Origin of the sequence: Microbacterium sp. NPDC090007 (assembly GCF_044748345.1) — a bacterium.
Taxonomy (GTDB): domain Bacteria; phylum Actinomycetota; class Actinomycetes; order Actinomycetales; family Microbacteriaceae; genus Microbacterium.
Genome location: NZ_JBIVFV010000002.1, coordinates 568,219 through 592,578, shown reverse-complemented (window position 1 = coordinate 592,578; position 24,360 = coordinate 568,219). Strand labels below are relative to the sequence as shown.

The window sequence follows — 24,360 nt, the reverse complement described above, 5'->3', positions numbered from 1 at the left end:
CCCCCCCCCCCCCCCCCCCCCCCCCCCCCCCCCCCCCCCCCCCCCCCCCCCCCCCCCCCCCCCCCCCCCCCCCCCCCCCCCCCCCCCCCCCCCCGCGGGCAACCCCCAGGAACGCGGTGTGAGCGGCCCGTAGCCTGGGAGGGGCGCCCGGACGGGTCGCCGATCACCGAGCGCGAAGGCACCCGATGACCGACATGACCCTCACTCTCATCCGCTCCGGCGCGGGTTCCGCCGTGGACGGCGGCGGTGAGTCCTCGTGGTTGACCTCCCTCGCCGACTGGACCGTGTCGCTGATGGAGGTGATCGGGCCCGTGGGCGCCGGCGTGGCCATCGCCCTCGAGAACCTCTTCCCGCCGCTGCCGAGCGAGGTCGTGCTCCCGATGGCGGGGCTGACCGCCAGCCGCGGCTCGTTCACCCTGTTCGAGGCACTGCTGTGGACCACGCTCGGCTCGATCGTCGGAGCGTTCGCCCTGTACGGTCTGGGCCGATGGCTCGGTGCGGCGCGCCTGCGCGCGGTGGCCGCGAAGGTGCCGCTGCTGCATCCCGAGGACGTCGACCGGACGGTGGCCTGGTTCGAGCGGCACGGCGGCAAAGCCGTGTTCTTCGGCCGCATGATCCCGATCTTCCGCAGTCTCATCAGCATTCCCGCCGGCGTGGCCAAGATGCCCCTCTGGCGATTCGGCCTGCTCACGGGCGCCGGGAGCCTCATCTGGAACACGATCTTCGTGCTCGCGGGGTACCTCCTGGGCGAGAACTGGCACATCGTCGAGGAGTACGCCTCCATCCTGCAGTACGTGGTCATCGCCGCGGTCGCGATCGGTGTCGCGTGGTTCCTGTACTCCCGCGTGCGGTCGCTGCTGGCGGCGAAGAAGGACGCCTGACCCGGCGGGATATCTCCACGTCGAGGCAACCGGCATCCGGACTCAGTCAGACCACAGAACCCGCCCGTAGACTGGCGACGTGCCTGCCGACCGCCTTCATCTCGTGCGCCACGGAGAGGTCCACAACCCCCGTCGTGTGCTCTACGGCCGGCTTCCGGGATTCGGCCTGAGCGTCGACGGACGCCGCATGGCGAGCCAGGCGGCGGCGCACGTGCGATCGCTCGACCGGCCCGTGGCGGCTCTCGTCGTGTCTCCGCTGCAGCGCACGCGCGAGTCCGCCGAACCGTTCGCGGAGCTGTTCGGCATCGAGCCCTTCATCGACGACCGGGTCATCGAGCCGACCAACGTGTTCGAGGGGCGGCGCATGAAGCAGGCGCTCGCCAACCCCCTGAACTGGCGCCACCTCGCCCAACCTGACGTCCCCAGCTGGGGTGAGCCGTACGCGCACATCGTGGCCCGCATGACCGCGGCGATGCAGGACGCGTGGGACCGCGTGCCCTCGGGCGACGTGGTGGTCGTCTCTCATCAGCTGCCCATCTGGGTGACCCACCTCGCCCTCTCCCACCAGCCCACCCGCCACGACCCCCGCAAGCGCCGCTGCGCGCTGTCGAGCGTGACGAGCTTCGAACGGCGAGACGGCGCCGACGGCTCGGCCCGCTGGGTCGAAGTGGCGTACGCCGAGCCGGCGAGCACCGCCGGAGCCGTCGATGTAGGAGCCGTCTGATGCGCCGAATCCTGACCGCCGCGGGTGCCATCGCGGCCTCCGCCGCCCTCATCGCGGGTCTGGCCGCGTGCAGCGCCGACCCGCTCGCGGACCAGTACCGCGCCGGCGACAACAAGGGCTACATCGCCGCGAACGGTTTCCAGACCGCCGAGATCGCCCCCGAGAACCGCACCGCACCGGTCGAGTTCGCCGGCACGCTCGACAACGGGTCGCCCGTGTCCAGCGCCGACTTCGCCGGAAAGGTGCTGGTGGTGAACTTCTGGTACGCCACCTGCGGCCCCTGCATCATCGAGGCCCCCCGTCTCGAGCAGGCCTATCAGACCTTCCAGGGCCAGGACGTGGCGTTCCTCGGCATCAACACGTATGACCAGCCCGCGACGGCCCTGTCGTTCGCGCGCGACCACGGGGTGTCCTACTCCAGCGCCATGGCCGTCAACGACGGTGCCCTCAAGCTGGCGTTCAACGACAAGACGCCCCTCAACGCCACCCCCACGACCCTGGTGCTCGACAAGCAGGGTCGCGTCGCCGCCCGCATCGTGGGCGAACTGCCCGAGGCCTCGATCCTCGAGGCCATCGTGCGCACACTGGTCGCGGAGAACGCGTGAACCCCGGCGCTCTCGTCTTCGACGGGGCGCTGTGGGTCGCTCTTCCCATCGCCCTCGCGGCGGGGCTGATCTCGTTCCTGTCCCCGTGCGTCCTGCCCCTGGTCCCGGGATACCTCGGCTACATCGGCGGCGCCGTCGCCCCCCGCGGGGGCTCGGCATCCGCCTCCGGTCGGGGACGACTGCTGTGGGGAACGCTGCTGTTCATCGCGGGGTTCACCGCCGTGTTCATGACCGTGAACGTGCTGGGCGGCACGGTCGGCATGTTCTTCCTGCAGTACGCCGACCTCATCACGCGCATCATGGGCGTGGTCATCATCCTGCTCGGATTCGTCTTCATCGGTCTGTTCGGCGTCGCGCAGCGCTCGGTCCGCCTGCAGGCCCGCGGCAACCTCGGGCTGATCGGAGCCCCCCTGCTGGGCGTCGCGCTCGGCATCGGGTGGACGCCGTGCATCGGCCCCACGCTCGCGGCGATCCTCTCGGTGTCGTACAACCTCGGCGACCCGGGCCGCGCCGCGCTGCTGGGTCTGGCGTATTCGCTGGGTCTCGGCATCCCGTTCCTGCTCCTCGCCCTCGGGTTCGGATGGGCGACCCGGTCGGTGGCCTTCGTGCGCCGGCACATCCGCGTCGTCAACCTCATCGGCGGGGCGCTGCTGATCGTGCTCGGCCTGCTGATGGTCACGGGTCTGTGGGGGCAGTGGATGTCCGCCCTGCAGGGGGTGATCGGCAGTGTCCAGCTCCCGCTCTGACCGTTCCCGTACCGACCGAGGCTCCACCGTGACCGACCCCCTTCGCCCGTCCGACCACGCCGATTCCGCGCCCACCGGCGGCGCGGGCGCCGGCGACGACATCACCCAGCCGCATCTGGGCGTCGTCGGATGGCTGCGATGGGGGTGGCGCCAGCTCACCTCGATGCGCACGGCCCTCGTGCTGCTGCTGCTGCTGGCCATCGCGGCGGTCCCCGGCTCCCTCGTCCCGCAGCGCAGCGCCGACCCCAACGGCGTCACGCAGTACTTCACCGACAACCCCGACCTGGCTCCCGTGCTCGACAGGCTCAGCCTGTTCGACGTGTACACGTCGCCATGGTTCTCGGCGATCTACCTGCTGCTGTTCGTCTCGCTGATCGGCTGCGTGCTGCCCCGCACCAAGCACCACTGGAAGGCGCTGCGCTCTCAGCCCCCGCGCACGCCCGCGCGGTTGTCGCGCCTGGACGACCATCGTTCGCGCGAGGTGGCCGTCGACGGTGACGCGGATGCCGCGGCGGCCGCCGCCGTCGACGGCGCGGCCGCGCAGCTGCGCAAGAGCGGCTACCGGGTCGCCCGCTACGACTCCCGCGGCACGTTCTCGGTGTCGGCCGAGCGCGGCTACCTGCGCGAAACCGGCAACCTGCTGTTCCACGGCGCACTCGTCGGCGTGCTGATCGCGGTCGGCGTCGGCGGCGGTTTCACCTACACCGGCCAGCGCGTCCTCGTCGAGGGCCAGGCCTTCGCCAACAGCCTGCTCGACTACTCCTCGTTCAACCCGGGGCGGTTCGTCAGCGGCGACACCCTCGAGCCGTACTCGATGACCCTCGACGACTTCGACGTCACCTACGTCCCCCCGGGTCAGCCCGGGTCGGGCCAGGCCGGCGACTTCGTCGCGCACGTCACCACCCAGGCGCCGGGCGCCGAACCGCAAGAGGGCGAGGTGCGCGTGAACCACCCGCTCGACGTCCAGGGCGATCGCGTCTACCTGCTGGGCAACGGGTACGCCCCCACCGTCACGATCCGCGACGCTCAGGGCGATGAGGTGTTCCACGACTCGGTGGCGTTCCTGCCGCAGGATGCCAACATGACCTCCCTCGGTGTCATCAAGGTCGCCGACGGCCTGCCGCAGCAGCTCGGTCTGCTGGGATTCTTCTACCCGACGATGGACGTGCTCGACACCGGTGCCCTGACCTCCACGTACGGCGCCCTGGAGTACCCCACGCTGACCCTGCGCGTGTACGAGGGCGACCTGGGCATCGACGACGGCACGCCCCGCTCGGTCTACACGCTCGACCCCTCGGGCATGACCCAGATCGCCGGCGGCGACAGCGGGACCCCGGCCCTGCAGCTCATGCCCGGTCAGACGGCGGACCTGCCCAACGGCCTGGGCACGATCACCTTCGAGAACGAGGCGCCCGCCGGGGCGGTCGGCTACGAAGACTCGGTCAAGCGCTTCGCCTCGCTGTCGATCCACCGCGACCTGGCCGGTCCGTGGGTGCTCGCCTTCGCCCTGCTCGCGCTGTTCGGACTGCTGGCGGCCCTGTTCGTGCCGCGTCGCCGCATGTGGGTCAAGGCGACCCCCCAGGGCGACACGGTGCTGATCGAGTACGCCGGCCTCGCCCGCGGTGAGGACCCGACCCTCGCCGCCGCGGTCGACCAGCTCGCCGACAGACACGGATCGACCCTTCCCGGGCCTCCCGCCCAGAGCCACCCCGACACCGGAAAAGTAGACTGAGACCATGCCCGGAACCGACCCGCTTCTCCTCGACGAGATCTCCCTCCTCCTGGTGTGGACGGCGGTCGCCATCTACGTGCTGGCGTTCATCGCCTACGCGATCGACCTCGCCCGACGCTCCGACCTCGCGCTCAGGGCCAAAGACGAGGTCGTCGCGCGCGAGCTGGTCACCGCGGGTGGAGGCGGGCTCGTCTCGTCCGACGCCGGGTCGTCGGCATCCACCCCCTCCGCCCCGCCCCGCTACCTGTGGGCGCGCCTCGGGACGGTGCTCACGGCGCTCGGGTTCGCCTTCCATCTCGTCGCGACCGTGCTGCGCGGGATCGCGGCCGAGCGGGTGCCGTGGTCGAACATGTACGAGTTCGCGCTGACCGGTCTGCTGCTCATCATCGCGGTGTACCTCGCCGTGCTGACGCGCTACGACCTGCGGTTCCTCGGGGCGCTGATGACCGGGCTCACGGTACTGCTGCTGGGCGGCGCGACCCTCGCGTTCCACGTCGAGGTCGTGCCGCTGGCCGATCCGCTGAAGTCGGTGTGGCTGGTCGTGCACGTGTTCGTCGCGAGCCTGGCCACCGCCTTGTTCGCGCTGGCGTTCGGTCTGTCGGTCGTCCAGCTCATCCAGACGCGTCGCGAGCGCAAGCTCGCCGAGAGCCCGGTGGATGCCGCGCCCCGGCGCAGCTTCTTGCGCACCGTACCGAACGCGGACACCCTCGAATCGCTGGCCTACCGCTTCGCGATCGTCGGCTTCATTTTCTGGACCTTCACCCTCATCGCCGGGTCGATCTGGGCCAACGACGCGTGGGGCCGGTTCTGGGGCTTCGACACCAAAGAGGTGTGGACCTTCGTCATCTGGGTGCTGTACGCCGGATACATCCACGCCCGCGCGACGCGCGGCTGGCGCGGAACGCGCTCGGCGTGGCTGTCGATCATCGGCTTCACCGCGGTGCTGTTCAACTTCACGATCGTGAACGTCTTCTTCAAGGGTCTGCACGCCTACAGCGGTCTGACCACGTAAGGCGTCGCCCGTCGCGTTCGGGGCCCGTCCGGCTGTCGCCGGGCGGGCCTTTCGCGTGGGCGGGTGGCGGGTGGGCGCGGGGGCGCGTGGCTGCGGGTCGGGTGGGCGCGGCTTCGGCCCGGCGAGTGTCCAAGACACCCGGTCGTTCTCAAGAAGCACCCGGGTGTTCTGGACACTCGATCGGCCTATGGGCGCCATCCGCGAGCGCGCAGAGCGCTTTCGACGGGTGCAACCACGCGACCGGCCGGGTCGCGGAGGTGGTGGTCCACGACGCGCACGAGCATCCAGCCCTGCGCGGCGATGGCTGGCCATCGGTCGGCGTCCCGGCGGAACTGTCGCAGGTTGGCATGCTGCCGTCCGTCGTACTCGACAGCCACGCGGTACCGGGGATACGAGAGGTCGAGGCGAGCGATAAAGCGACCTGTCTCGCCATCTCGCAGGTCACGGTTGAGCTCGGGTTCCGGTAGTCCGGCTCGGATGAGGATGAGGCGCAGGAGCGACTCTCGCGGTGACTCCGATCCCGCCCGTAGGAGGGGCAGCGCCGTTCTCAGGTCTGCGCTTCCGCGTCGGCTGATCCGCCGTGCCGCGTCTTCGAGGTCGGCGTCATCCGCCAGCCGTCGGGTGAGGATGGCGTCGCCGACCGCGACCAGATCATCGACGCCGTGAAGGGACGCGAGCTCCGCCCACGTTTCGGCCGGTGTGGGAACGGGAAGACCGTGACGGAGCGTCAGGAAGTCAGACGCCACGTCGAGCCGGTGTCCGACGACACCTCTCGTTCTCGGTTCTCGTGCCGGCGGGCGAGCTGAGACATGCAGATCCGACGGGTGGGGCGAGGGGAGAGGGAGATCCCACAAGGCGGCCGCCGTGGTGTGGCTGAAGAACTGCGCCGAGGACAGACGCGGTTCGTAAGCGCGACATCGCGCCAGAACGTCGGTGGCAGTTGATTCCGCCACCGCTCGGATGCCGTGGAACGGTGCGCGCAGGTCGGACGCGGCGAGCCGGTCACGAGGGACTCCGAGTCTCCGGGCCTCGCTCACGGTGAACGCGGGCCCGAGTTCGCGAGGAAGATTCTGCCGTTTCATGCGACGACTTCATCGCAGGCGGTCCTCTTCTCGCCGCGGGTGGGCACTCTTCTGGGGACGGACCGGGCGATACCGGTTCGGGGGAGGAGGCGCCGGACCCCGCGGGCGCATGCCCTCGCTTCCGCGAGCGAACGAGTGTCCGAGACACCCGGACGCCCTCGAAAGATGTCCGAGTGTTTCGGACACTCGATGTGCGACCGCCGGCCCGCGGGCAGCGCGACCGCCGGCCCGCGGGCAGCGCGCCCGCCGCGCCGCGCGGGTCAGGCGGGCGCGGACCGGCGCGCGGGCGGCGGGTGAGCGGCGCACCGCCCGGGCCGACGCGGGCGCGCGGCGCGGACCGGCGCGGGTCAGGCGGGCTGGGCGGCGGCGCGGGCGGTGGTCGTGCGGCGGCGCACCACGATCAGCGTGGTGGCGATGAGCGACAGCGCGGCCCAGACGACGAGCCCGGCGACGCCGGCCCCCACCCCGCCGGCGGACGAGAGGGCGCCGAGCATCGCGTCGTACACCGGCGCGGTCGGCAGCAGCGACGCGACGGCGGCCAGGGCGGGAGGAATCGTCGAGACGATGCTCGCCCCCAGCGCGAGAGCGCCGACCACGGCGGCGATCCAGCGTCCGGCTCCGCCGAACACGGCGATCAGCGCCTGATGGACGGCGGCGAAGGCGATTCCCGCGGCGACGCAGATGAGGGCGAACACCGCCCAGTCGGCCCAGTCGTAGTCGGATGCCACCTGCACGACCGCCGCGACCAGCAGCCCCTGCACCGCGCCGACGAGGGCCGCCGGCGCGAAGCCCCGCAGAGCGACGAGACCCGAGGAGCGGCGGCTGGTCAGTGCGCGCGCCGACACCGCCTGGAACGCCACGAACGAGGCGAGCCCGCCGAACCACAGCACGGCCATGGCCAGCAGCGGCACCGCCGCGACGCCGAACAGCGAGTCGCTCACTCCGGTCGCCGAGACGGGGTCGGCGACGACGTCGGCGAGGCTCGTCGCCTGCGCATCGGTGTAGGTCGGCAGCTGCTGCACGGCCGTGTCGAGTCCGTCGGCGAGCGACGAGGTGCCCGTGGCGACCCGGTCCACGCCGTCGGCGAGCTGCGCCGCGCCGTCCTCGGACTGGGACACTCCGGATGCCACCTGCGCGGCGCCCGAGCCGAGGGCCCGCGCCCCCGTGCCGAACTGCCGCGCGCCGTCCGCGAGCCGGGCCGCGCCGCCGGCGACGCCGTCGATGCCCCCGGCGATGGTGGTCAGGCCGGACGCGGCCTCGCGCGCCCCTCCGGCGAGGCCGGTGGCGCCGTCGGCGAGCTGCTGGTTGGCCGCCGCGATCGCGCGGACGCCGGCGGGGAGCTGCGCGGCCTGGCCGGCGAGAGAGCCGATCTGCGCGACCGTCTGCGTGGCTTTCGGCAGGGCCTGGTTCGCGGCATCCGATGCATCGCGCAGCGCCTGACACTGCTCGGGGGTACCGGTGCACTCGTCCGCGGCCTTCTGCAGCGCCGCGGCGGCGTCGACGAGCGCGGTGTTGACCTGCGGGGCCGCGTCCGCGAGCTTCTGTGCGTCGGTGGCGAAGGTCGGCGGGATCTGGTCGGCGAGCCCGTTGATCTGCGTCGCCAACTGCTGGTTGCCGGCGGCGATCCCGTCGGCTCCGGTGGCGAGGGCGTCGACCCCGGCCGCGGCATCCCTCGTGCCGGTGGCGAGGGCACTCGAACCCGTGGCGAGCTGCGACGCGCCGTCGGTCAGGGGAGCGGCACCCGCCGCGAGCTGCGACGCCCCGTCGGCGAGCCCACTCGCGCCGGTGGACAGCTGACCCAGACCGTCCCGCAGGGCGGTCGCGCCGTCGGCCGCCTGAGCAGCACCGTCCGCGAGCTGGTGCGCGCCGTCGGCGGCGGTGCCGAGCTGGTCGCTGAGCGTGGTGAACCCCAGGAAGACGTTCGTGAGGTACTGCGACGACAGTTCGCTGCCGAAGACGCTGGAGGCGGTGGATGCCAGTTGCGCGGTGATCGCGCCGTCGACCACCCGGGCGTCGGGGGCCGTCTGCACGTCGATGGTCGCCTTCTCGGGTGTCTCCCCCGGGCGGGTCGAGAGCGAGGCGGCGGTGAAGTTCTCGGGGATCGTCACGACGGCGGTGTAGGTGCCGTCCTTCAGGCCCTGGGCGGCATCGTCGTCGTTCGAGATGACCCAGTCGATGTTGCTGGGCTGATCGTCGGCGCCCTGGACCAGTCCGCCGGTGAGCTGGCGGCCGAGGGGGACGAGTTGACCGTTCAGCTCGACGGCTTCGTCGTCGTTGACGATCGCGGCGGTGATGTTGTCGAGGCGATCGGTGGGGTTGTACAGGGCGCCGACCAGGATGCCGCCGATCACGGCGGGCAGCAGCAGCACGCCGAGGAGCGTGAGCCAGGTGACGGGGCGGCGAGAGCGGGAGCGCTCGACGGGGAGAGTCATGCGAACACCTCGGAGAGATCGGCGACTGTGTCGGGTTCGGGTCGCTCCCGGCGGCGCGTGGCCAGGGGGAGGGAGGCCACGTCCGGGCGGTGCGCCTCGGAGAGCAGGGCGAGCGCGCGGCGTTCGTCGCGGGCCGAGACGATGAGCGTGAAGGGCGACCTCGCATCGTCGGCGCGTTCGCGCAGGTCGTTCGCGGCGCGGCGGAGCACCCGGGCGACGTCGTCCACGGCGTCGGCGTCGAGCCGGTCGACGTCGGAGACCACGACGAGGCGCGCTCCGCCCGCCACGGCCTGGGCGACGTCGACGGCGGCGGTGCGGGGGTCGTCGAGCAGCGCCACCCCCACCCGGGCGCGCACGGCTCCCGCGCGCTCGGGGACGAGCAGCCCGTCGACGCGTAGGCGGCCGTCGATCTTGGACAGCCGCCCCGACAGCGCGAGCAGCAGCGTCCGCGTGGTGGGTGTCTCGCCGGTGACCAGCAGCGTGCCGCCGTACCCGAGGCGCACCGACACGTCGCGGAACACAGGCTGCTCGGCATCCGTGGTCGTGTGCGTGCGCAGGTCGTCGGCGGCGACCGCCATCGAGGGCTCGGCCGGCCAGTCGGCCAGGTGCACCTCGCGCTCGACGGCCTCACCCTCGACGTCGAGCCGGGGCAGGCTCCGGTCGAGCCAGCGCGGCATCCACCAGGCCTTCGCTCCCAGCAGGGCGAGGATCGCCGGAACGAGGGTCATGCGCACGAGGAACGCGTCGACGGCGACGCCGACCGCCAGCCCGAGGGCGATCGGCTTGAGGCTCGAGTCGCCCTCGGGCACGAAGGCCACGAAGACGGCGAACATGATCACGGCGGCGGCCACGACCACGCGGGCCGAGGCCGTGAAGCCGCTGCGCACCGCGCCGAGCGCCACCTCGCGGGGCGTGCGTCCCTCGCGGTCGGCGTGCACGAAGTCCTCGCGCATGCGCGAGACGAGGAACACCTGGTAGTCCATCGCCAGGCCGAACAACACGCCCATCACCACGATGGGCATGAAGCTGATGATCGGCCCGACCTTGGCCACGTGCAGGGCGTCGGCGAACCACCCCCACTCGAACACCGCTGCCACGACGCCGAACGAGGCGGCCACCGACAGCAGGTACCCGCCCGCCGCGGTCAGCGGGACCCAGATCGAGCGGAAAACGATCATCAGCAGCACCAGCGACAGCCCGACCACGAACAGTCCGAAAGGCAGCAGGGCGGCGCCCAACTGGTCGGAGATGTCGATCGTCACGGCGGTGTAGCCGGTGACCAGCAGGCGCACGCCGAACTCGTCGTACAGGCGCGGCTCGGCGGCGCGGAGTTCGCGCACGAGGTCGGCCGTGCGCGGGTCGTCCGGCGCGGTCTCGGGCACGATCTGCACGATGCCGGTGTCGGCGGTCTCGTTGGGGGTGGCCAGGGCGACCTCTGCGACACCGGGCATCTTCGCGATCTCGTCGCCGATGTCCTGCATGAGGGTGAGAGGGTCGTTGCTGGTGACGATGGTGCCGGTCATGATGAGCGGACCGTTGGCGCCGGGACCGAAGTACTCGTCGGTCAGTTCGTACGCGACGCGCGCCTCGTCGCCCTCGGGCAGCTGCCCGGCGTTGGGAAGGGTCAGGGCGAGGCTCGCCGCGGGGATCGCCGTGACTCCGAGCACGCCGATCACGGCGACGGTGGTGACCACGGGATGCCGTGTCACCAGCCCCACCCAGCGCGCGGCCGGACCGTTGCGCTGCGCGCGGGTACGGGCGGCGGCGGCGCGCTCCTCGCGCTCGGCGGCGGCCTCGGCGATCGCGTCGGCGTCTTCCTGCGCGGACATGCCGCGGCGGCGCCGACGGGAGGTGCCCTTCTTGGCGTAGCCCCAGCCGACTACCCGGTGGCCGGCGAAGCCCAGCAGGGCCGGGGTCAGCGTCAGCCCGACGCACACCGCGATGGCGACGGCGACCGAGGCGGCGATGCCCATCGTCGTGAGGAAGGGGATGCCGGCGAAGCCGAGCCCGATCAGGGCGATGAGCACGGTGATGCCGGCGAAGACGACGGCCGATCCGGCGGTACCGACGGCCCGCGCGGTGGACTCCTCGGGGTCCATGCCGGCCCGGGTCTGGTCCTGATGTCGGGAGACGATGAACAGGGCGTAGTCGATGCCGACCGCCAGGCCCAGCATGACCGCGAGCAACGGCGTCGTCGACGACACGGTCGCGAACCCGGTCGCGATGAAGATGAGCCCGATCGACAGCGCGACCCCGAGGATCGCGGTGGCCAACGGCATCCCCGCCACCAGGAAGGATCGGAACGTCACCATGAGCACGAGGGCGGCGATGAGCACGCCGAGGGCTTCGGTCAGGGTGGCACCGGGGATCTCGGTGGCGAACAGCTGCCCGCCCAGCACGGCCTGCGAGCCGCCGGGCAGCGCGGTTCCCAGAGCGCTCGCCGCCTCGCGCAGTCCGTCTTCGGTGGCCTGCGGCACAGCGGTGGCCTCGCCCGAGAACTGGATGCGGATGATCGCGGCGCGGTCGTCGTCCGAGATGCCGCCCGAGATGCGGGTGTCGTAGGGGTCGGTGACGGCCTCGACGAAGTCGAGACCGGTGAGCTCGCCGTTGGTCTTCTGAATGGCGTCCTGATAGGCCTGGTCGCGCACGGTCTGCCCGTCGGCGGCGACGACGATGATCTCGGCGCTGGCGCCGCTGACCTGGGGAAAGGTGCGCTCGAGCATCTCGAGGCCCGCCTGCGACTCGGTGCCGGGGATCGTGAAGGTGTTGTCGGTGCCCTTGGCGAACAGCGCGACCCCGCCGCCGGCGAGCAAGAGCACGAGCAGCCACGCGGTCAGCACGCGCCAGGGGTGGCGGAACGACCAGCGACCCAGGGTGTAGAGGAATGTCGACACAGCGGCTCCCGCGATCGGTGAACGAGTCGATACATCACCGTATCGGATACAACAATGTATCGTAGTGGTCCGGGGGGAGGTCGAAGCTGAGTCCCACCCGAGAAGGAGGACGCGGATGACCGACACCGCACCCGCGCCGTCGCGACGACGCGAGAACACGCGCACGCGCCTGATGGACGCCGCCGCCGAGATGTTCGCCGAGGTCGGCATCGACGCCGCCTCGGTCGAGGCGATCTGCGAACGCGCCGGGTTCACCCGCGGCGCGTTCTACTCCAATTTCGGCTCGAAGGAGGAGCTGTTCCTGGCGCTGTGCGCGCGATCGGCCGAAACGACGATCGCCGCCGTCCGCGCGCGCGTGACCTCGATCGAGGACCGCGGTCTCGGCGGGACCGGCGACGTGCTTCAGCTCGTGCAAGAGGTGCTCGAGGTCGCCGGAGACGACCGCCTCGACATCCTGCTCGGCGCCGAGATCCGCGTCCAGGCGCTGCGCACCCCGGAGTTCGCGGCCGCCTACCTGTCGTCCAACGCCGCGCTGGCCGAGAGCGTCACCCAGCTCGTGTCCGACATCGCGCGCGCCCGCAACCTGACCCTGCGCGTTCCCGCTGCAGTGGCGACCGAGGTGCTGCTGTCGGCCTGGGTGTCGGCCGCCGAGACGGCCATCATGATGCGTCGATCGCCGGCGCAGTCGCGTGCACATCTGGGCGAGCGACTCGCGCAGCTCGTGCGTCTCATCGTGGAGTGACCTGGAGCGTCTGGTAGCACCGCCGCAGGCGATCGCGCCACCAGTCCCGGCGGTCGTCGTCGGCGGCGACGCGATCGAGTTCGGCCGCCGTCGGCCGCGGACGCTCCCGGCCCAGCACCCCGCCGCGCGCCTGAAGAGGGGATGCCACGACATCGGCCGTGAACAGCGACGCCGTGCCGAGACCGCAGTCGTACTCGAGCTCGGGCAACGAGGCGGCCAGGGCCACCCCCATCGACAGCCCGATCGAGGTGTCCAGCGCGCTCGACACGACGGCCGGGAGACCCGCCTGCGCCACGATCTCGCGAGCGGCGTGCACACCGCCGAGCGGCTGCGCCTTGACGACGAGCAGATCCGCGGCTCCGGCGCTGGCGACGCGCAGCGGGTCGGCGGCCTTGCGCACGCTCTCGTCCGCGGCGACCGGGATGCCGAGGTACGCGATCCGCTCGCGCAGCTGCACGAGCTCATCGACCTCGGCGCACGGCTGTTCGATGTACTCGAGGTCGAACGCCGCCAGGGCGTGGACCGCGCGCTCGGCCTCGTCGAGGTTCCACGCGGCGTTGGCGTCGATGCGCACGCGCCCCTCCGGCCCGAGGGTCTCGCGCACCGCCCGCACGCGCTCCACGTCGTCGGCGAGGGTCTGACCCGCCTCGGCGACCTTGACCTTGACCGTGCGGCATCCGTCGTACCGCGAGAGGATGCGGGGGACCTCGGATGCCGGGACCGCCGGCATCGTGGCATTGACCCCGACCGTCTCGCGCACCGGGGCCGGCGCGGGGCGCCACCCGAAGTCGAGGGCGCCGGCGAGCCAGGTCGCCGCCTCGTCGTCGGGGTACTCGAGGAAGGGGGAGAACTCCGTCCACCCCTCGGGTCCCTCGAAGACCATGGCCTCGCGCACCTGGATGCCGCGGAAACGCGCTGTCAGGGGGAGCGACACGACCCGCGCGGTGGCGAGGATGTCGGCGAGCGGGGGGAGGGCGACGGTGCTCATGCCCTCATCCTGCCGCTCCGCGCGGTTCGCCGCCTCGAACCCGCCGAACCGGGACGCCCGGCGTTGGACGGGCATAGGCTGACCGCATGCTCTTCGACACCCCGGTGCGTCTCGGCGTCCAGATCCAGCCGCAGCACGTGCAGTACGCCGACATCCGCGACGCCGTCTTCCGTCTCGAAGAGATGGGTGTCGACGTCCTCTTCAACTGGGATCACTTCTTCCCGCTGTACGGCGATCCCGACGGCGAGCACTTCGAGGCGTGGACGATGCTGTCGGCGTGGGCCGAGCAGACCGAGCGCGTCGAGTTCGGCGCCCTGGTCAACTGCAACAGCTACCGCAACGCCGACCTGCAGGCCGACATGGCCCGCACGGTCGACCACATCAGCAAGAAGGGCGGCGACACCGGCCGCTTCATCTTCGGCACCGGGTCGGGCTGGTTCCAGCGCGACTACGACGAGTACGGCTACGAGTTCGGCACCGCGGGCTCCCGGCTGAACGCCCTGGCGGCCGACCTCGACCGCATCGCCGCGCGCTGGTCCACGCTCAACCCGGCTCCCACCCGCGAGATCCCCGTGATGATCGGCGGCAAGGGCGAGCAGAAGACGCTGCGCATGGTCGCTCGCCACGCCGACATCTGGCACAGCTTCGTCGCGCCCGACGAGCTGCCGCACAAGTTCGACGTGATCCGCAAGTGGGCCGAGGGCGAGCAGCGCGACCTGTCGGGTCTCGTCGTCTCGAACGAGTTGAAGGACCGTGACGAAGACGTCGCCGACGCCCTGTACGACGCCGGCACGCGCCTGTTCACGCTCGGCTTCTCGGGTCCCGACTGGGACTACTCGCTCGTCGAGCGCTGGTTGCGCTGGCGCGACGTGAAGAACGCGTGACGACCGCCGCCCCGGCAGAACCGGGGCGGCGACGACGTCCTCGAGATCGTCCACTTCGATGACGCCCTGATCGAGCGCGATGCGAAGAGCCTGCCATCACGGGGTCTCGATGCGTGCGCAGCGTACGAGAATGTGCCTGCGCGTTCACGAGAACCCGTGCGGGGTTGCCCACTCGATGCGCGGGGCACCCGCGCGCGTAGGCTGAAGCCGTGACCGTCTCCGACCTCTTCGACCCCGCGGAATGGACCCTGGCGCCCGGCGCCGCGGACTACACCGACATCACCGCCCACGTCACCTATGACGGACGCATCGCGCGCATCGCCTTCGACCGGCCCGAGGTGCGAAACGCCTTCCGCCCGCACACGGTCGACGAGCTGTACCGCGCGCTCGACATCGCGCGCCAGGACCACCGCATCGGCGTCGTCCTGCTCACGGGCAACGGGCCGAGCGCCAAGGACGGCGGGTGGGCGTTCTGCTCGGGCGGCGACCAACGCATCCGCGGCCGTGACGGATACAAGTACTCCACCGACGAGTCGACGGTGCACGACCCGGGTCGCGCGGGCCGCCTGCACATCCTCGAGGTCCAGCGCCTCATCCGTTTCATGCCGAAGGTCGTCATCGCGGTCGTCCCCGGGTGGGCGGCGGGCGGTGGCCACTCCCTCAACGTCGTGTGCGACCTGTCGATCGCGAGCCGCGAGCACGGTCGTTTCAAGCAGACGGATGCCGATGTCGGCTCGTTCGACGCCGGTTACGGCTCCGCCTACTTCGCGCGTCAGATCGGGCAGAAGTTCGCGCGCGAGATCTTCTTCCTCGCCGAGGAGTACTCCGCCGAGCGCGCGTACGAGATGGGCGCGGTCAACCGCGTCGTGCCGCACGCCGAGCTCGAGCGCGAGGCGCTCTCGATGGCCCGCACGATCCTCACCAAGTCGCCGACCGCGATCCGCATGCTCAAGTACGCGTTCAACGCCGTCGACGACGGTCTCGTCGGCCAGCAGCTGTTCGCCGGGGAGGCCACGCGCCTCGCCTACGGCACCGACGAGGCCGCCGAGGGCCGTGATTCCTTCCTCGACAAGCGCGCCCCCGACTGGTCGGGGGTCCCGTGGCACTACTGAGCGCGGGATCCTCCGCGTGAAGCTCGAGCCCCCGGCATCCGGCGATCCCCGCGACGTCCTGCGGGCGCTGCGCGCGGCGGTCCTGGGGGCGGGACCCGCGGTCGCCCTGGGCGGCGCCGGCCTGCCCGACGATGTGCCCGGCGGGACGGCGGTGGTCGTGACGACGTCGGGGTCGACCGGCGTCCCGAAGTCGGTGGTCATCTCGCGCAACGCCCTCATAGCCAGCGCCTACGCCACCGCGGCCCGCCTCGGCGAGGGCGCATGGCTGCTGGCCGTTCCGGCGACCTACGTGGCCGGCGTGCAGGTGCTCGTCCGCGCACTGCTGGCCGATCGCGAACCGGCCGTGGTCGCCGGACCCTTCCGGCCCGAGCCGTTCGCCGCCGCCGCCCTCGGCATGGCGTCGCACGACAACGGTGCGCGCGTTCCGACCTACACCTCGCTCGTCCCCGCGCAGTTGCAACGGCTCCTGGATGCCGCCGACACAGACACCGCGGTGGCGCAGGCGCTCCGCTCGTTCGAGGCGATCCTCATCGGCGGCCAGGCCCTCGCCCCGGCGGTGCGCGAGCGCGCTCTCGTGATGGGCGTCCGCGTCGTCCGCACCTACGGATCGAGCGAGACGAGCGGCGGCTGCGTGTACGACGGCGTGCCCTTGGACGGTGTGGGGATGCAGGTCGTCGACGGTGAGGTACGACTGTCGGGCCCGACCCTCGCCGAGGGCTATCTCGGCGATCCGGAGCGCACGGCATCCGTCTTCCCCCTCGACGACGACGGTCGGCGCTGGTACCGCACCGGCGACGGCGGCGAGATCGTCGACGGCGTGCTGCGTGTCACCGGGCGGCTCGACAACGTCATCGTCTCGGGCGGGGTGAACGTGTCGCTCGATCGGGTCGAAGCGGCGGTGCGCGGCATCCCGGGCCTCGAGGGTGCGGTGGTGGTGCCGATCGCGGATGCCGTCTGGGGTCAGGGGTCCGCCGTGGTGGTGCCCGGGCTCACGGCCGCTCGCGAGGCGGACATCCTCGCGGTGGTCCGTCGGGCGGTGGCGGAGGCGGTCGGTGCCCCCGCTCGGCCGGCCCGCGTGGTGGCGATCGACGAACTGCCTCTGCTCGCCTCGGGCAAGCCCGACCGGGCCCTGCTGCGGCGCCTGCTCGGCGGGGGCGATGACCGCGGGCGGGCTTAGGATGAGCCTCCGTGGCAGCTCCCTCTCGTAAGCGTTCCCAGACCGCCCCGAAGCGTCGTTCCGGCGGCAACCCGCAGAAGAACCGCAGCGCCGCCCCGCAGACCGTCGCCCCCGCGACCGCTCGCGACTGGATCGCGGCCGCGCGCCTGCGCACGCTCCCGCTGGCGATCACGCCGGTGCTCATCGGAACGGGGGCGGCGACCCTCGTCGACGAGCGACTCCACTGGGTGATCGCCCTGGCGTGCCTGGCGGTGGCGTTCGCGCTGCAGATCGGCGTCAACTACGCCAACGACTACTCGGACGGCATCCGCGGCACCGACGACGTGCGCGTGGGACCGGGACGATTGACGGGCGGACGCAAGGCGAAGCCGCGCACGGTGCTGATCGTGGCGCTGGCGTTCTTCGCGCTCGCCGGGGTGATCGGGCTCGCCCTCGTCATCCGCACCGGGCAGTGGTGGCTGCTGCTGGTCGGCGCGGTGTGCCTCGCCGCGGCGTGGTTCTACACCGGCGGCAAGCGCCCCTACGGCTACAACGCGATGGGCGAGCTCTTCGTCTTCGTGTTCTTCGGGCTCGTCGCCACGCTCGGCACGACCTGGTTGCAGGTGCTCGCGCTCCCGCAGGAAGCCTGGTTCGGGGCGGTCGCCGCGGGGCTGCTGGCGTGCGCCGTGCTGCTGGCCAACAATCTGCGCGACATCGATCAGGACCGCCTGGCGGGCAAGCGCACCCTGTCGGTGCTCATCGGGCGACGCGCCACGCAGGTGCTGTTCACGCTGTTCGTGCTGATCCCGTTCGCGATCGCGGTGTTCCTGGCCCTGGTCTACCCGATCGCCTGGCTCACGCTGATCGCGTTGCTCGGGGGGCTCTCGGCCATCCTCATCGTGTGGACGTACCGCACGCCGCGCGAACTCATCACAGCGCTGCAGGTGACGAGCTTCACCTCGGTCGCCTACGGCGCGCTGTTGTTCTGGGCCTTCGCAGGCTGAGTCAGCGGCCGGTCGCGGGGTCGCCGTCGACGGAGGGGCGCGTGGCATCCACGACCGCGTCCTCCGCGTCGGCGTCGGTCTCGGCGCCCGTACGGCGCCCGGTCGACTGCCGGCGGGCGCGCCGCTCGGCCAGACCGCCGGTGACGTCGTCGAGCGGGCGGCGCAGGAACAGCAGCGACAGGCTCAGCCCGATGAGGGCGGCGAAGATGGCCGCGAGCCACGGCAGCTCCTGGAACACCGGGAACAGCAGCAGGATGACCAGCGGCACGACGAAGGCCAGCAGTCGCAGCACCGTGTAGACGAGGGCCGAGCGTGCACGCATCTGGCCATTCTACGGCGGCGGCCGTGTGCGCGACCGGCGGTGGTTCGACGGTGGGCCAGCTCGGCCGGGACCGGGCCGTCGCCCCGCGGACGCACGTAGAATCGGTCCATGGCACGGCTGCTTCTCATCCTGGCGCTCGTGGCGACCGTCTTCTGGGTCTACACGATCGTCGACTGCGCTGTGCAATCCCCCTCGCGTCATCGCGGTGTCAGCAAGCCCGCGTGGATGGCGATCGTCATCCTGCTGCCGGTGCTCGGCGGCATCCTGTGGTTCCTCATCGGTCGCGGCCGCGCCGCGAAGCCGGTCGTGCGCCGCGCACCCGACGACGATCCCGAGTTCCTCGGTCGCATGACGCCCTCGGCGCGCGCCGAGCAGGACGAACGCATCCGCCGGCTCGAAGAAGAGCTCGCGCAGCTCGACTCCGAGGCCGACGACCCCGTGCCGCCGACGAAGAAGACCGACCCCGGGACCACCCCGGGCGACGGCACCACCGGCCCGGGCGACGACGACACCCGCGGTTCGCGCGGCGCCGTCGGCTGAGCGCCGTGACCTCGCCGGACGTCCGCTCCGCCGCGCCCGCCACCGACGCCGCTGCGGCGCTGCTGGCCGGACTGGTTGCCAGAGGCGTACGCCACATCGTGGTGAGCCCCGGCTCGCGCTCGCAGGCCCTCGCCCTGGTCGCCGCCGAGCTCGAGCGCGCAGGATTGATCGACCTGCACGTGCGCATCGACGAGCGGGTCGCGGGATTCACCGCGCTGGGCATCGGACGTGAGAGCGGGATGCCGGCGGTCGTCGTCTGCACCTCCGGAACCGCCGTGGCCAATCTGCTGCCCGCCGCTCTCGAGGCGCATCACGCGGGGGTGCCTCTGCTGCTGCTCACCGCCGACCGACCGCCGGAACTGCGCGGCGTGGGCGCCAATCAGACGACGCGCCAGCCGGGCCTGTTCCGCTCGGCCGCCCGCCTCGAGGCCGACCTGGCTGTGCCCGTCGCGACCGACGACGACGGCACCGCCGCACAGACCGCCGATCTCGATGCCGTCGCGGCCGAGGCGCTCGCCGCCGCCCTGGGCGAGGGAGCCCGCGTCCCCGGTCCGGTCCATCTGAACGTGCCGCTGCGCGAACCCCTCGCCGGCGCCGTTCCGACGTGGCTCGCCGCGCGGGCGGCATCCGCGACCGTCGCGGGCGAGCCCGGCGAGGCCGGCGACGATGCCTCGGGCGCGCTGTACCAGGGCGGCGGGGGCATCGGCGTGGCCGACGTCGCCCCCGACGCCGAGGCGGCGCACCGCATCGAGACCGGCCCGCGCACGATCGTCATCGCCGGGGCGGATGCGGGCGCGCCCGCCGAGCAGCTCGCGCACGTCGGCGGGTTCCCCCTCGTGGCCGAGATCGTCAGCGGGGCCCGCTTCGGGCGGCATCTCGTGCACGGGTACCGGGCTCTGTTGGGCGATCCGCAGCTCGGCGGGCGCATCGAGCGCGCCGTGGTCTTCGGCCGACCCACCCTCAGCCGAGAGGTGACGCGCCTGCTCATGCGTGACGACATCGAGGTGCTGGCCGTGCGCGGACCGGGCGAGCCGGTCAACCTCAACGGGGTCACGTGCGCCGTCGACGCGGTCAGGGTGACCGGTACCGCCGACCGGGAGTGGCTGGGGGAGTGGATGCGCGCGTCGCGCGCCGCGGCGATCGACCTGTCGCCGCCCGCCCCCGACGCCGACGGACTCGCCTCGGCCGTGCCGCACGAGCGACGTGGCGCGATCAACGCAGAGGTGCGGGTGATGCGTGCCCCGGTCGATCGCGCCGCGCTCGTCGACGCGCTGTGGCGCGCGAGCTGGCCGCACGACCGACTGGTGTTCGGGTCGTCGCGCATCGTGCGCGTCGCCGACGAACTGCTCGGGGGCAAGAAGGTCGCGGTGCACGCCAACCGCGGTCTCGCCGGCATCGACGGCACGATCGCCACCGCCACGGGCATCGCCCTCGCGAGCCAGGGCGACGAGCGCCCGGGGATCACCCGCCTGCTGCTGGGCGATCTGGCGTTCCTGCACGACATGGGCGCCCTGCTGCTGCCGCCGGGCGAAGCCGAGCCGCGCCTGCAGGTCGTCGTCGGAAACGACGGCGGCGGCACGATCTTCGACGGTCTCGAGGTCGCCGGGGTCGCCGGAGAGGACGCGATGACCCGCGTGCAGTACACGCCCCAGACCGCGCGACTCGAGCAGCTCGCGCTCGCCTTCGGGTGGGAGTACCACCGCTGCACCACCCGCGTGGCCCTGGATCAGGTGCTCACCGCCCCCACGGGCGGGCGCCAGCTGATCGAGGTGCCGCTGACGCGATGACGCCGGGGTCGCGGCATCCCTCGATCGTCCGACCGTCAACGGGTGGCGCCGGACGCGGATGACGCGCCAGCATGGCGTGATGAGCACGAAGAGCCGCTGGTCCTCGCCCGCCTCCGACGCCCTGCGCGTCGACCCCGGTTTCCGCCTCGCCGACATCGATCCCCGATCGACCCCCGGCTACGACGGCGACAAAGACAGCGGCAAGGCCGACCTCGAGGCGGGTCGCGAGCCGCTCGAGGGCCTGCAGGAGCGCCTCTTCGCCCAGAGCGTCGCCGGGACGGCCACCGGGTCGGTGCTCCTGGTGCTGCAGGCGATGGACACCGCCGGCAAGGGCGGCATCGTCCGGCACGTCGTGGGCGCCGTCGACCCGCAGGGCGTCGACCTGGCGTCGTTCAAGAAGCCCACCGCCGAAGAGCTCCAGCACGACTTCCTCTGGCGGATCGAGAAGCGGCTCCCGGACGCCGGGCGGATCGGCGTCTTCGACCGCTCGCACTACGAGGACGTGCTCATCGGTCGCGTCCGCGCGCTCGCCGCCCCCGACGAGATCGAGCGCCGTTACGGGGCGATCGTCGCCTTCGAGGCGCAGGCGGCCGAGATGGGCATCCGCGTCGTGAAGGTCATGCTGCACATCTCGAAGGACGAGCAGCGCGAGCGTCTGGCAGAGCGACTCGATCGGCCCGACAAGCACTGGAAGTACAACCCCGGCGACGTCGACGAGCGGCTCCTGTGGGACGACTACATGCAGGCCTACCAGACGGCGATCGAGCGCACGTCGACGCCGATCGCCCCCTGGCACGTCGTGCCCGCCGATCGCAAGTGGTACGCGCGGCTGGCGGTGCAGCAGCTGCTCATCGACGCGCTCGAGGACATCGCCCCGCGGTGGCCGGAAGCCGACTACGACGTCGAGGCCGAGAAGAAGCGCCTCGCGCAGTCCTGAGCGTCAGGCCAGCGCCTCGATGATGGGCCGGAACTTCACGCGGGTTTCGAGCAGCTCCGATTCGGGCACGCTGTCGGCGACGATCCCCGCGCCCGCGTAGGCGGTGATCGGGGCGGTCGGCGACGACGGCGCGGCGCGGTCGATCTGGGCGCAGCGTAGCGCGATGGCCCATTCGCCGTCGCCCGAGGCCGCCGTCCACCCGACCGCCCCGGCATACCGGCCGCGATCGAACGGTTCGAGGCGGCGGATGACCTCCATCGCCGCGGTCGTCGGTGTTCCCGCCACCGCCGCCGTCGGGTGCAGCACCGACAGCAGGTCGAGGCAGGACGCGTCCTCGCTGAGCACGCCCTCGACGTCGGTGGCGAGGTGCCACACGTTCGGCAGCTTGAGCGTGAACGGCTGCGACTCCGCCGCGAGCGACGAGGTGTGGGGGGTGAGCGCCGTGAGCACGCTCTGGACCGCGAAACGATGCTCGTCCTGGTCCTTGGTGCTGCGGATCAGGGCGAGGGATGCCGCGACGTCGGCGTCGGCGTCGCCTCCGCGCGCCACGGTCCCGGCGAGGACGCGCGCGGTCACCGTGCCCTCGGACACCGTCACCAGCGTCTCGGGGCTCGCGCCGATCAGCCCGTCCACCGCGAACACCCAGCAGTCCGGGTACCCTTCGAGAAGGGACCGCACGAGCCGGCGCAGATCGGAGCCCGCCGGGACCGTGCCGACGATGTCGCGGGCGAGGACCACCTTGGCCACCTCGCGGGCGCCGATGGCCTCGATGGCCTGGCGGACGGCATCCTGGTACTTCTCCGCCGTCTGACGGCCCGGTCCCATCGTCGCCGACCAGTGGGGCCCGAACGGGGAGCGGGGCGGCAGTTCGGGCTCGGGCCCGTCGGGGGTGTCGTCGAACGCGAGCCGGGTGACCCAGGCGCGTCCGCTATGCCGCCCGACGATCATGCCGGGAACGCGCAGGACGTTCTCGCGCTGCGAGCGCGGGTCGAACACGAAAGAGCCGAAGCCCACCAGCCCCGTTCCCGGCAACCGCACCGGGTCGTCCACCTCGGCGGCAGCCGCGATCGCCCGCCAGCGCTCCGAGATGGTGGCGTCACCGGGCTGCGAGCCCGTGTAGCGCAGGGTGAGCAGGTCGCCGAACGCGGCCAGCGATTCGCCGCGCCTGCTCCAGAAGAGCGGGTCGTACGGGGTGGTGTACGCCAGCACGTCGTCCATCGGGGGGAGTTCGCGCGTGACCACGCGCAGGCGCGGCACGGCGTCATCCGCGGGTTCGAGCATGGAATCGAGCGTAGACCCGCGGTGGCCGCGCGGACGGCGGGCGGCACCGGATGCCTCGGTGTCGAACCGACGGCGACACCACCGGTGCGGCCGGTCACGACGCGACCGGCGGTACGGGTGCCCGGTTCCGGCATCGTGCCGGCGGGTGCGGCGGAGACCGGTGCGTGCGCGCGATTTAGACTCCGAGGCATGGATCCTCGTCCCGCCCCCGGCACCCGCCTGATGTTCGAGTGGCGCAAGTGGGACGGCTCCCCTCACTGGGTCCAGGACAGCGTCTACCTCGGCAGCGACGAATGGGGCGAGTGGTTCGGGCAGCAGATCGGCTGGCGCAGCGCCCGCCCCGGTGCGGAGTTCGTCTGCCGCCAGCCGAACGTCACGCTGGTGCCGGCCAGCGGGGACTGGGCGTTCACGCACAACGCCGACCCCCACCCGGTGGCGGTGTACATCGACCTCGCGTGGGACGTCCGCTGGCACGACGACGGCGTGCCCCGCGGCATCGACATGGACCTCGACGTCGTGCGACGCACCGACGAGCGCGGCACCTGGATCGACGACCGCGACGAGTGGGACGAGCACCGCGAGCGCTACGGGTACCCGAGCGACATCGTGGCACACCTGGATGCCACGGCCACCGACCTGGAGCGACGGGTGCGCGACGGCGAGGCGCCGTTCTCGGACGACGTCACCGGCCCCTGGCTCGAGCGCCTCGCCGCCCTGGCAACCCCCAGCGACGACCCCGTGCCGCGCGCCTAGACTCGACGGGTGAGCAGCGACCCCAACCGCGCCGACCTCGGTAAAGACCCGCAGCGCGTCAGCGGCATGTTCGACCAGGTCGCGGCGGCCTACGACCGCACCAACTCCGTGCTGAGCCTCGGCAACGACCGGCTGTGGCGCGTCGCCACGCTGCGCGCGGTGGCCCCCCAGCGCGCAGAACGCATCCTCGATCTGGCGGCGGGCACCGGCACGTCGTCGATGGCGTTCGTGCCGAGCGGGGCGCACGTGGTCGCCGCCGACTTCTCGCGCGGCATGATCGCCGAGGGGCGACGTCGCCACGGCGACGTACCCAACCTCGAGTTCGTGCAGGCCAACGCCACCGACCTGCCCTTCGCCGACGGCGAGTTCGACGCCGTCACGATGTCGTTCGGGCTGCGCAACGTCGACGACCCCCGCCGCGCCCTGCGGGAGCTGCGCCGCGTCACCCGCCCCGGCGGCCGCATCGTCGTGTGCGAGTTCTCGCACCCGCCGTCCCGCGTCTTCAACGGTCTCTACCGCTTCTACAACGACCGGGTGCTCCCGATCGTGGCGAAGGCCGTGAGCTCCAACGCCGAGGCCTACGACTACCTCAACGAGTCCATCCGCGACTGGCCGGACCAGCCGACGCTGGCGAGCTGGATGAGGGATGCCGGATGGGACGACGTCGCCTATCGCAACCTCTCGCTCGGGATCGTGGCGCTGCACCGCGGCACCCGGCCCGCCGCCTAGCACCCCTGTCAACCGTC

At 72.1% G+C, this 24,360-nt stretch carries 22 protein-coding genes; 16 read left to right on the top strand and 6 right to left on the bottom strand.

Annotation, left to right across the window (positions count from 1 at the left end; all coding sequences use genetic code 11):
* Nucleotides 1–194: 194 nt before the first annotated feature.
* From ACIPVB_RS11270 to ccsB, 6 genes are all read left to right on the top strand, one after another.
* Complete coding sequence (locus tag ACIPVB_RS11270) at nucleotides 195–881, top strand: DedA family protein (RefSeq protein ID WP_400368986.1); 687 nt, start codon at nucleotides 195–197, stop codon at nucleotides 879–881.
* 79 nt (nucleotides 882–960) lie between these two features.
* Nucleotides 961–1,605 carry a histidine phosphatase family protein gene (locus ACIPVB_RS11265; RefSeq protein WP_400368953.1) on the top strand — a complete coding sequence of 215 codons (645 nt, stop codon included), beginning with the start codon at nucleotides 961–963 and terminating at the stop codon, nucleotides 1,603–1,605.
* Nucleotides 1,605–2,210: a TlpA family protein disulfide reductase gene (locus ACIPVB_RS11260; protein WP_400368951.1), complete on the top strand. Its 606-nt coding sequence runs from the start codon at nucleotides 1,605–1,607 to the stop codon at nucleotides 2,208–2,210. Before ACIPVB_RS11265 ends, ACIPVB_RS11260 begins: the two co-directional genes overlap by 1 nt.
* Nucleotides 2,207–2,956: a cytochrome c biogenesis CcdA family protein gene (locus ACIPVB_RS11255; RefSeq protein WP_400368949.1), complete on the top strand. Its 750-nt coding sequence runs from the start codon at nucleotides 2,207–2,209 to the stop codon at nucleotides 2,954–2,956. The genes ACIPVB_RS11260 and ACIPVB_RS11255 overlap by 4 nt, the downstream gene beginning before the upstream one ends.
* Nucleotides 2,937–4,688 (top strand): cytochrome c biogenesis protein ResB, encoded by a 1,752-nt coding sequence (locus ACIPVB_RS11250; RefSeq protein ID WP_400368947.1) that lies wholly within the window; start codon nucleotides 2,937–2,939, stop codon nucleotides 4,686–4,688. The genes ACIPVB_RS11255 and ACIPVB_RS11250 overlap by 20 nt, the downstream gene beginning before the upstream one ends.
* A gap of 4 nt (nucleotides 4,689–4,692) precedes the next feature.
* Nucleotides 4,693–5,700, top strand: coding sequence for a c-type cytochrome biogenesis protein CcsB (gene ccsB, locus ACIPVB_RS11245; protein ID WP_400368945.1), 1,008 nt, complete (start codon nucleotides 4,693–4,695; stop codon nucleotides 5,698–5,700).
* 185 nt (nucleotides 5,701–5,885) lie between these two features.
* On the opposite strand, the gene ACIPVB_RS11240 is transcribed toward ccsB, so the two are convergent.
* The 3 genes from ACIPVB_RS11240 to ACIPVB_RS11230 all read right to left on the bottom strand — a co-directional run bounded on the left by ACIPVB_RS11240 (nucleotide 5,886) and on the right by ACIPVB_RS11230 (nucleotide 12,108).
* Nucleotides 5,886–6,446 carry a DUF559 domain-containing protein gene (locus ACIPVB_RS11240; protein WP_400368943.1) on the bottom strand — a complete coding sequence of 187 codons (561 nt, stop codon included), beginning with the start codon at nucleotides 6,444–6,446 and terminating at the stop codon, nucleotides 5,886–5,888.
* 683 nt (nucleotides 6,447–7,129) lie between these two features.
* Nucleotides 7,130–9,214, bottom strand: coding sequence for a YhgE/Pip family protein (locus ACIPVB_RS11235; RefSeq protein WP_400368942.1), 2,085 nt, complete (start codon nucleotides 9,212–9,214; stop codon nucleotides 7,130–7,132).
* Complete coding sequence (locus ACIPVB_RS11230; protein ID WP_400368940.1) at nucleotides 9,211–12,108, bottom strand: MMPL family transporter; 2,898 nt, start codon at nucleotides 12,106–12,108, stop codon at nucleotides 9,211–9,213. The genes ACIPVB_RS11235 and ACIPVB_RS11230 overlap by 4 nt, the downstream gene beginning before the upstream one ends.
* A 115-nt stretch (nucleotides 12,109–12,223) precedes the next feature.
* Between ACIPVB_RS11230 and ACIPVB_RS11225 the strand changes: the two genes are divergently transcribed.
* A complete protein-coding gene (locus tag ACIPVB_RS11225; protein WP_400368939.1) occupies nucleotides 12,224–12,850 on the top strand; it encodes a TetR/AcrR family transcriptional regulator in 627 nt (208 codons plus the stop codon).
* Here ACIPVB_RS11225 and ACIPVB_RS11220 read toward each other — a convergent pair.
* Nucleotides 12,837–13,838, bottom strand: coding sequence for an o-succinylbenzoate synthase (locus ACIPVB_RS11220; protein WP_400368937.1), 1,002 nt, complete (start codon nucleotides 13,836–13,838; stop codon nucleotides 12,837–12,839). The genes ACIPVB_RS11225 and ACIPVB_RS11220 overlap by 14 nt on opposite strands.
* 86 nt (nucleotides 13,839–13,924) lie before the next feature.
* Here ACIPVB_RS11220 and ACIPVB_RS11215 point away from each other — a divergent pair, with 86 nt between their 5' ends.
* From ACIPVB_RS11215 to ACIPVB_RS11200, 4 genes are all read left to right on the top strand, one after another.
* Nucleotides 13,925–14,722, top strand: coding sequence for an LLM class F420-dependent oxidoreductase (locus ACIPVB_RS11215; protein WP_400368935.1), 798 nt, complete (start codon nucleotides 13,925–13,927; stop codon nucleotides 14,720–14,722).
* A 209-nt stretch (nucleotides 14,723–14,931) separates the two neighbouring features.
* Nucleotides 14,932–15,834 carry a 1,4-dihydroxy-2-naphthoyl-CoA synthase gene (locus tag ACIPVB_RS11210; protein ID WP_400368933.1) on the top strand — a complete coding sequence of 301 codons (903 nt, stop codon included), beginning with the start codon at nucleotides 14,932–14,934 and terminating at the stop codon, nucleotides 15,832–15,834.
* A gap of 16 nt (nucleotides 15,835–15,850) precedes the next feature.
* Nucleotides 15,851–17,011, top strand: coding sequence for an AMP-binding protein (locus tag ACIPVB_RS11205; protein WP_400368932.1), 1,161 nt, complete (start codon nucleotides 15,851–15,853; stop codon nucleotides 17,009–17,011).
* Nucleotides 17,012–17,022: 11 nt separating this feature from the next.
* The gene (locus tag ACIPVB_RS11200) at nucleotides 17,023–17,994 is read left to right on the top strand and encodes a 1,4-dihydroxy-2-naphthoate polyprenyltransferase (protein ID WP_400368930.1); all 972 of its coding nucleotides are present in this window, start codon (nucleotides 17,023–17,025) and stop codon (nucleotides 17,992–17,994) included.
* Between the two features lies 1 nt (nucleotide 17,995).
* Here ACIPVB_RS11200 and ACIPVB_RS11195 read toward each other — a convergent pair whose 3' ends face one another.
* The gene (locus tag ACIPVB_RS11195; protein ID WP_400368929.1) at nucleotides 17,996–18,316 is read right to left on the bottom strand and encodes a DUF4229 domain-containing protein; all 321 of its coding nucleotides are present in this window, start codon (nucleotides 18,314–18,316) and stop codon (nucleotides 17,996–17,998) included.
* Between the two features lie 108 nt (nucleotides 18,317–18,424).
* Between ACIPVB_RS11195 and ACIPVB_RS11190 the strand changes: the two genes are divergently transcribed.
* From ACIPVB_RS11190 to ACIPVB_RS11180, 3 genes are all read left to right on the top strand, one after another.
* Nucleotides 18,425–18,856: a PLD nuclease N-terminal domain-containing protein gene (locus ACIPVB_RS11190; protein ID WP_400368927.1), complete on the top strand. Its 432-nt coding sequence runs from the start codon at nucleotides 18,425–18,427 to the stop codon at nucleotides 18,854–18,856.
* 5 nt (nucleotides 18,857–18,861) lie between these two features.
* The gene (gene menD / locus ACIPVB_RS11185) at nucleotides 18,862–20,643 is read left to right on the top strand and encodes a 2-succinyl-5-enolpyruvyl-6-hydroxy-3-cyclohexene-1-carboxylic-acid synthase (protein ID WP_400368925.1); all 1,782 of its coding nucleotides are present in this window, start codon (nucleotides 18,862–18,864) and stop codon (nucleotides 20,641–20,643) included.
* A 79-nt stretch (nucleotides 20,644–20,722) separates the two neighbouring features.
* Nucleotides 20,723–21,580 carry a polyphosphate kinase 2 family protein gene (locus tag ACIPVB_RS11180; RefSeq protein ID WP_400368923.1) on the top strand — a complete coding sequence of 286 codons (858 nt, stop codon included), beginning with the start codon at nucleotides 20,723–20,725 and terminating at the stop codon, nucleotides 21,578–21,580.
* A gap of 3 nt (nucleotides 21,581–21,583) precedes the next feature.
* Here the strand turns inward: ACIPVB_RS11180 and ACIPVB_RS11175 are convergent, their stop codons facing one another.
* A complete protein-coding gene (locus ACIPVB_RS11175) occupies nucleotides 21,584–22,861 on the bottom strand; it encodes an isochorismate synthase MenF (RefSeq protein ID WP_400368921.1) in 1,278 nt (425 codons plus the stop codon).
* Nucleotides 22,862–23,050: 189 nt separating this feature from the next.
* Here ACIPVB_RS11175 and ACIPVB_RS11170 point away from each other — a divergent pair, with 189 nt between their 5' ends.
* Together ACIPVB_RS11170 and ACIPVB_RS11165 are read left to right on the top strand one after the other, a co-directional pair.
* Entirely contained in the window at nucleotides 23,051–23,614 is a 564-nt protein-coding gene (locus ACIPVB_RS11170) for a DUF402 domain-containing protein (protein WP_400368919.1), read from the top strand.
* A gap of 9 nt (nucleotides 23,615–23,623) precedes the next feature.
* Nucleotides 23,624–24,343 carry a class I SAM-dependent methyltransferase gene (locus ACIPVB_RS11165; protein WP_400368918.1) on the top strand — a complete coding sequence of 240 codons (720 nt, stop codon included), beginning with the start codon at nucleotides 23,624–23,626 and terminating at the stop codon, nucleotides 24,341–24,343.
* Nucleotides 24,344–24,360 lie beyond the last annotated feature (17 nt).

What these genes read in the sequence shown, in the direction of transcription:
- ACIPVB_RS11235 (WP_400368942.1), bottom strand. Translation starts at nt 9,214, where the DNA reads ATGACTCTCCCCGTCGAGCGCTCCCGCTCTCGCCGCCCCGTCACCTGG.
- ACIPVB_RS11270 (WP_400368986.1), top strand. Translation starts at nt 195, where the DNA reads ATGACCCTCACTCTCATCCGCTCCGGCGCGGGTTCCGCCGTGGACGGC.
- ACIPVB_RS11180 (WP_400368923.1), top strand. Translation starts at nt 20,723, where the DNA reads ATGAGCACGAAGAGCCGCTGGTCCTCGCCCGCCTCCGACGCCCTGCGC.
- ccsB (WP_400368945.1), top strand. Translation starts at nt 4,693, where the DNA reads ATGCCCGGAACCGACCCGCTTCTCCTCGACGAGATCTCCCTCCTCCTG.
- ACIPVB_RS11195 (WP_400368929.1), bottom strand. Translation starts at nt 18,316, where the DNA reads ATGCGTGCACGCTCGGCCCTCGTCTACACGGTGCTGCGACTGCTGGCC.
- ACIPVB_RS11225 (WP_400368939.1), top strand. Translation starts at nt 12,224, where the DNA reads ATGACCGACACCGCACCCGCGCCGTCGCGACGACGCGAGAACACGCGC.
- ACIPVB_RS11175 (WP_400368921.1), bottom strand. Translation starts at nt 22,861, where the DNA reads ATGCTCGAACCCGCGGATGACGCCGTGCCGCGCCTGCGCGTGGTCACG.
- ACIPVB_RS11215 (WP_400368935.1), top strand. Translation starts at nt 13,925, where the DNA reads ATGCTCTTCGACACCCCGGTGCGTCTCGGCGTCCAGATCCAGCCGCAG.
- ACIPVB_RS11190 (WP_400368927.1), top strand. Translation starts at nt 18,425, where the DNA reads ATGGCACGGCTGCTTCTCATCCTGGCGCTCGTGGCGACCGTCTTCTGG.
- ACIPVB_RS11220 (WP_400368937.1), bottom strand. Translation starts at nt 13,838, where the DNA reads ATGAGCACCGTCGCCCTCCCCCCGCTCGCCGACATCCTCGCCACCGCG.
- ACIPVB_RS11260 (WP_400368951.1), top strand. Translation starts at nt 1,605, where the DNA reads ATGCGCCGAATCCTGACCGCCGCGGGTGCCATCGCGGCCTCCGCCGCC.
- ACIPVB_RS11170 (WP_400368919.1), top strand. Translation starts at nt 23,051, where the DNA reads ATGGATCCTCGTCCCGCCCCCGGCACCCGCCTGATGTTCGAGTGGCGC.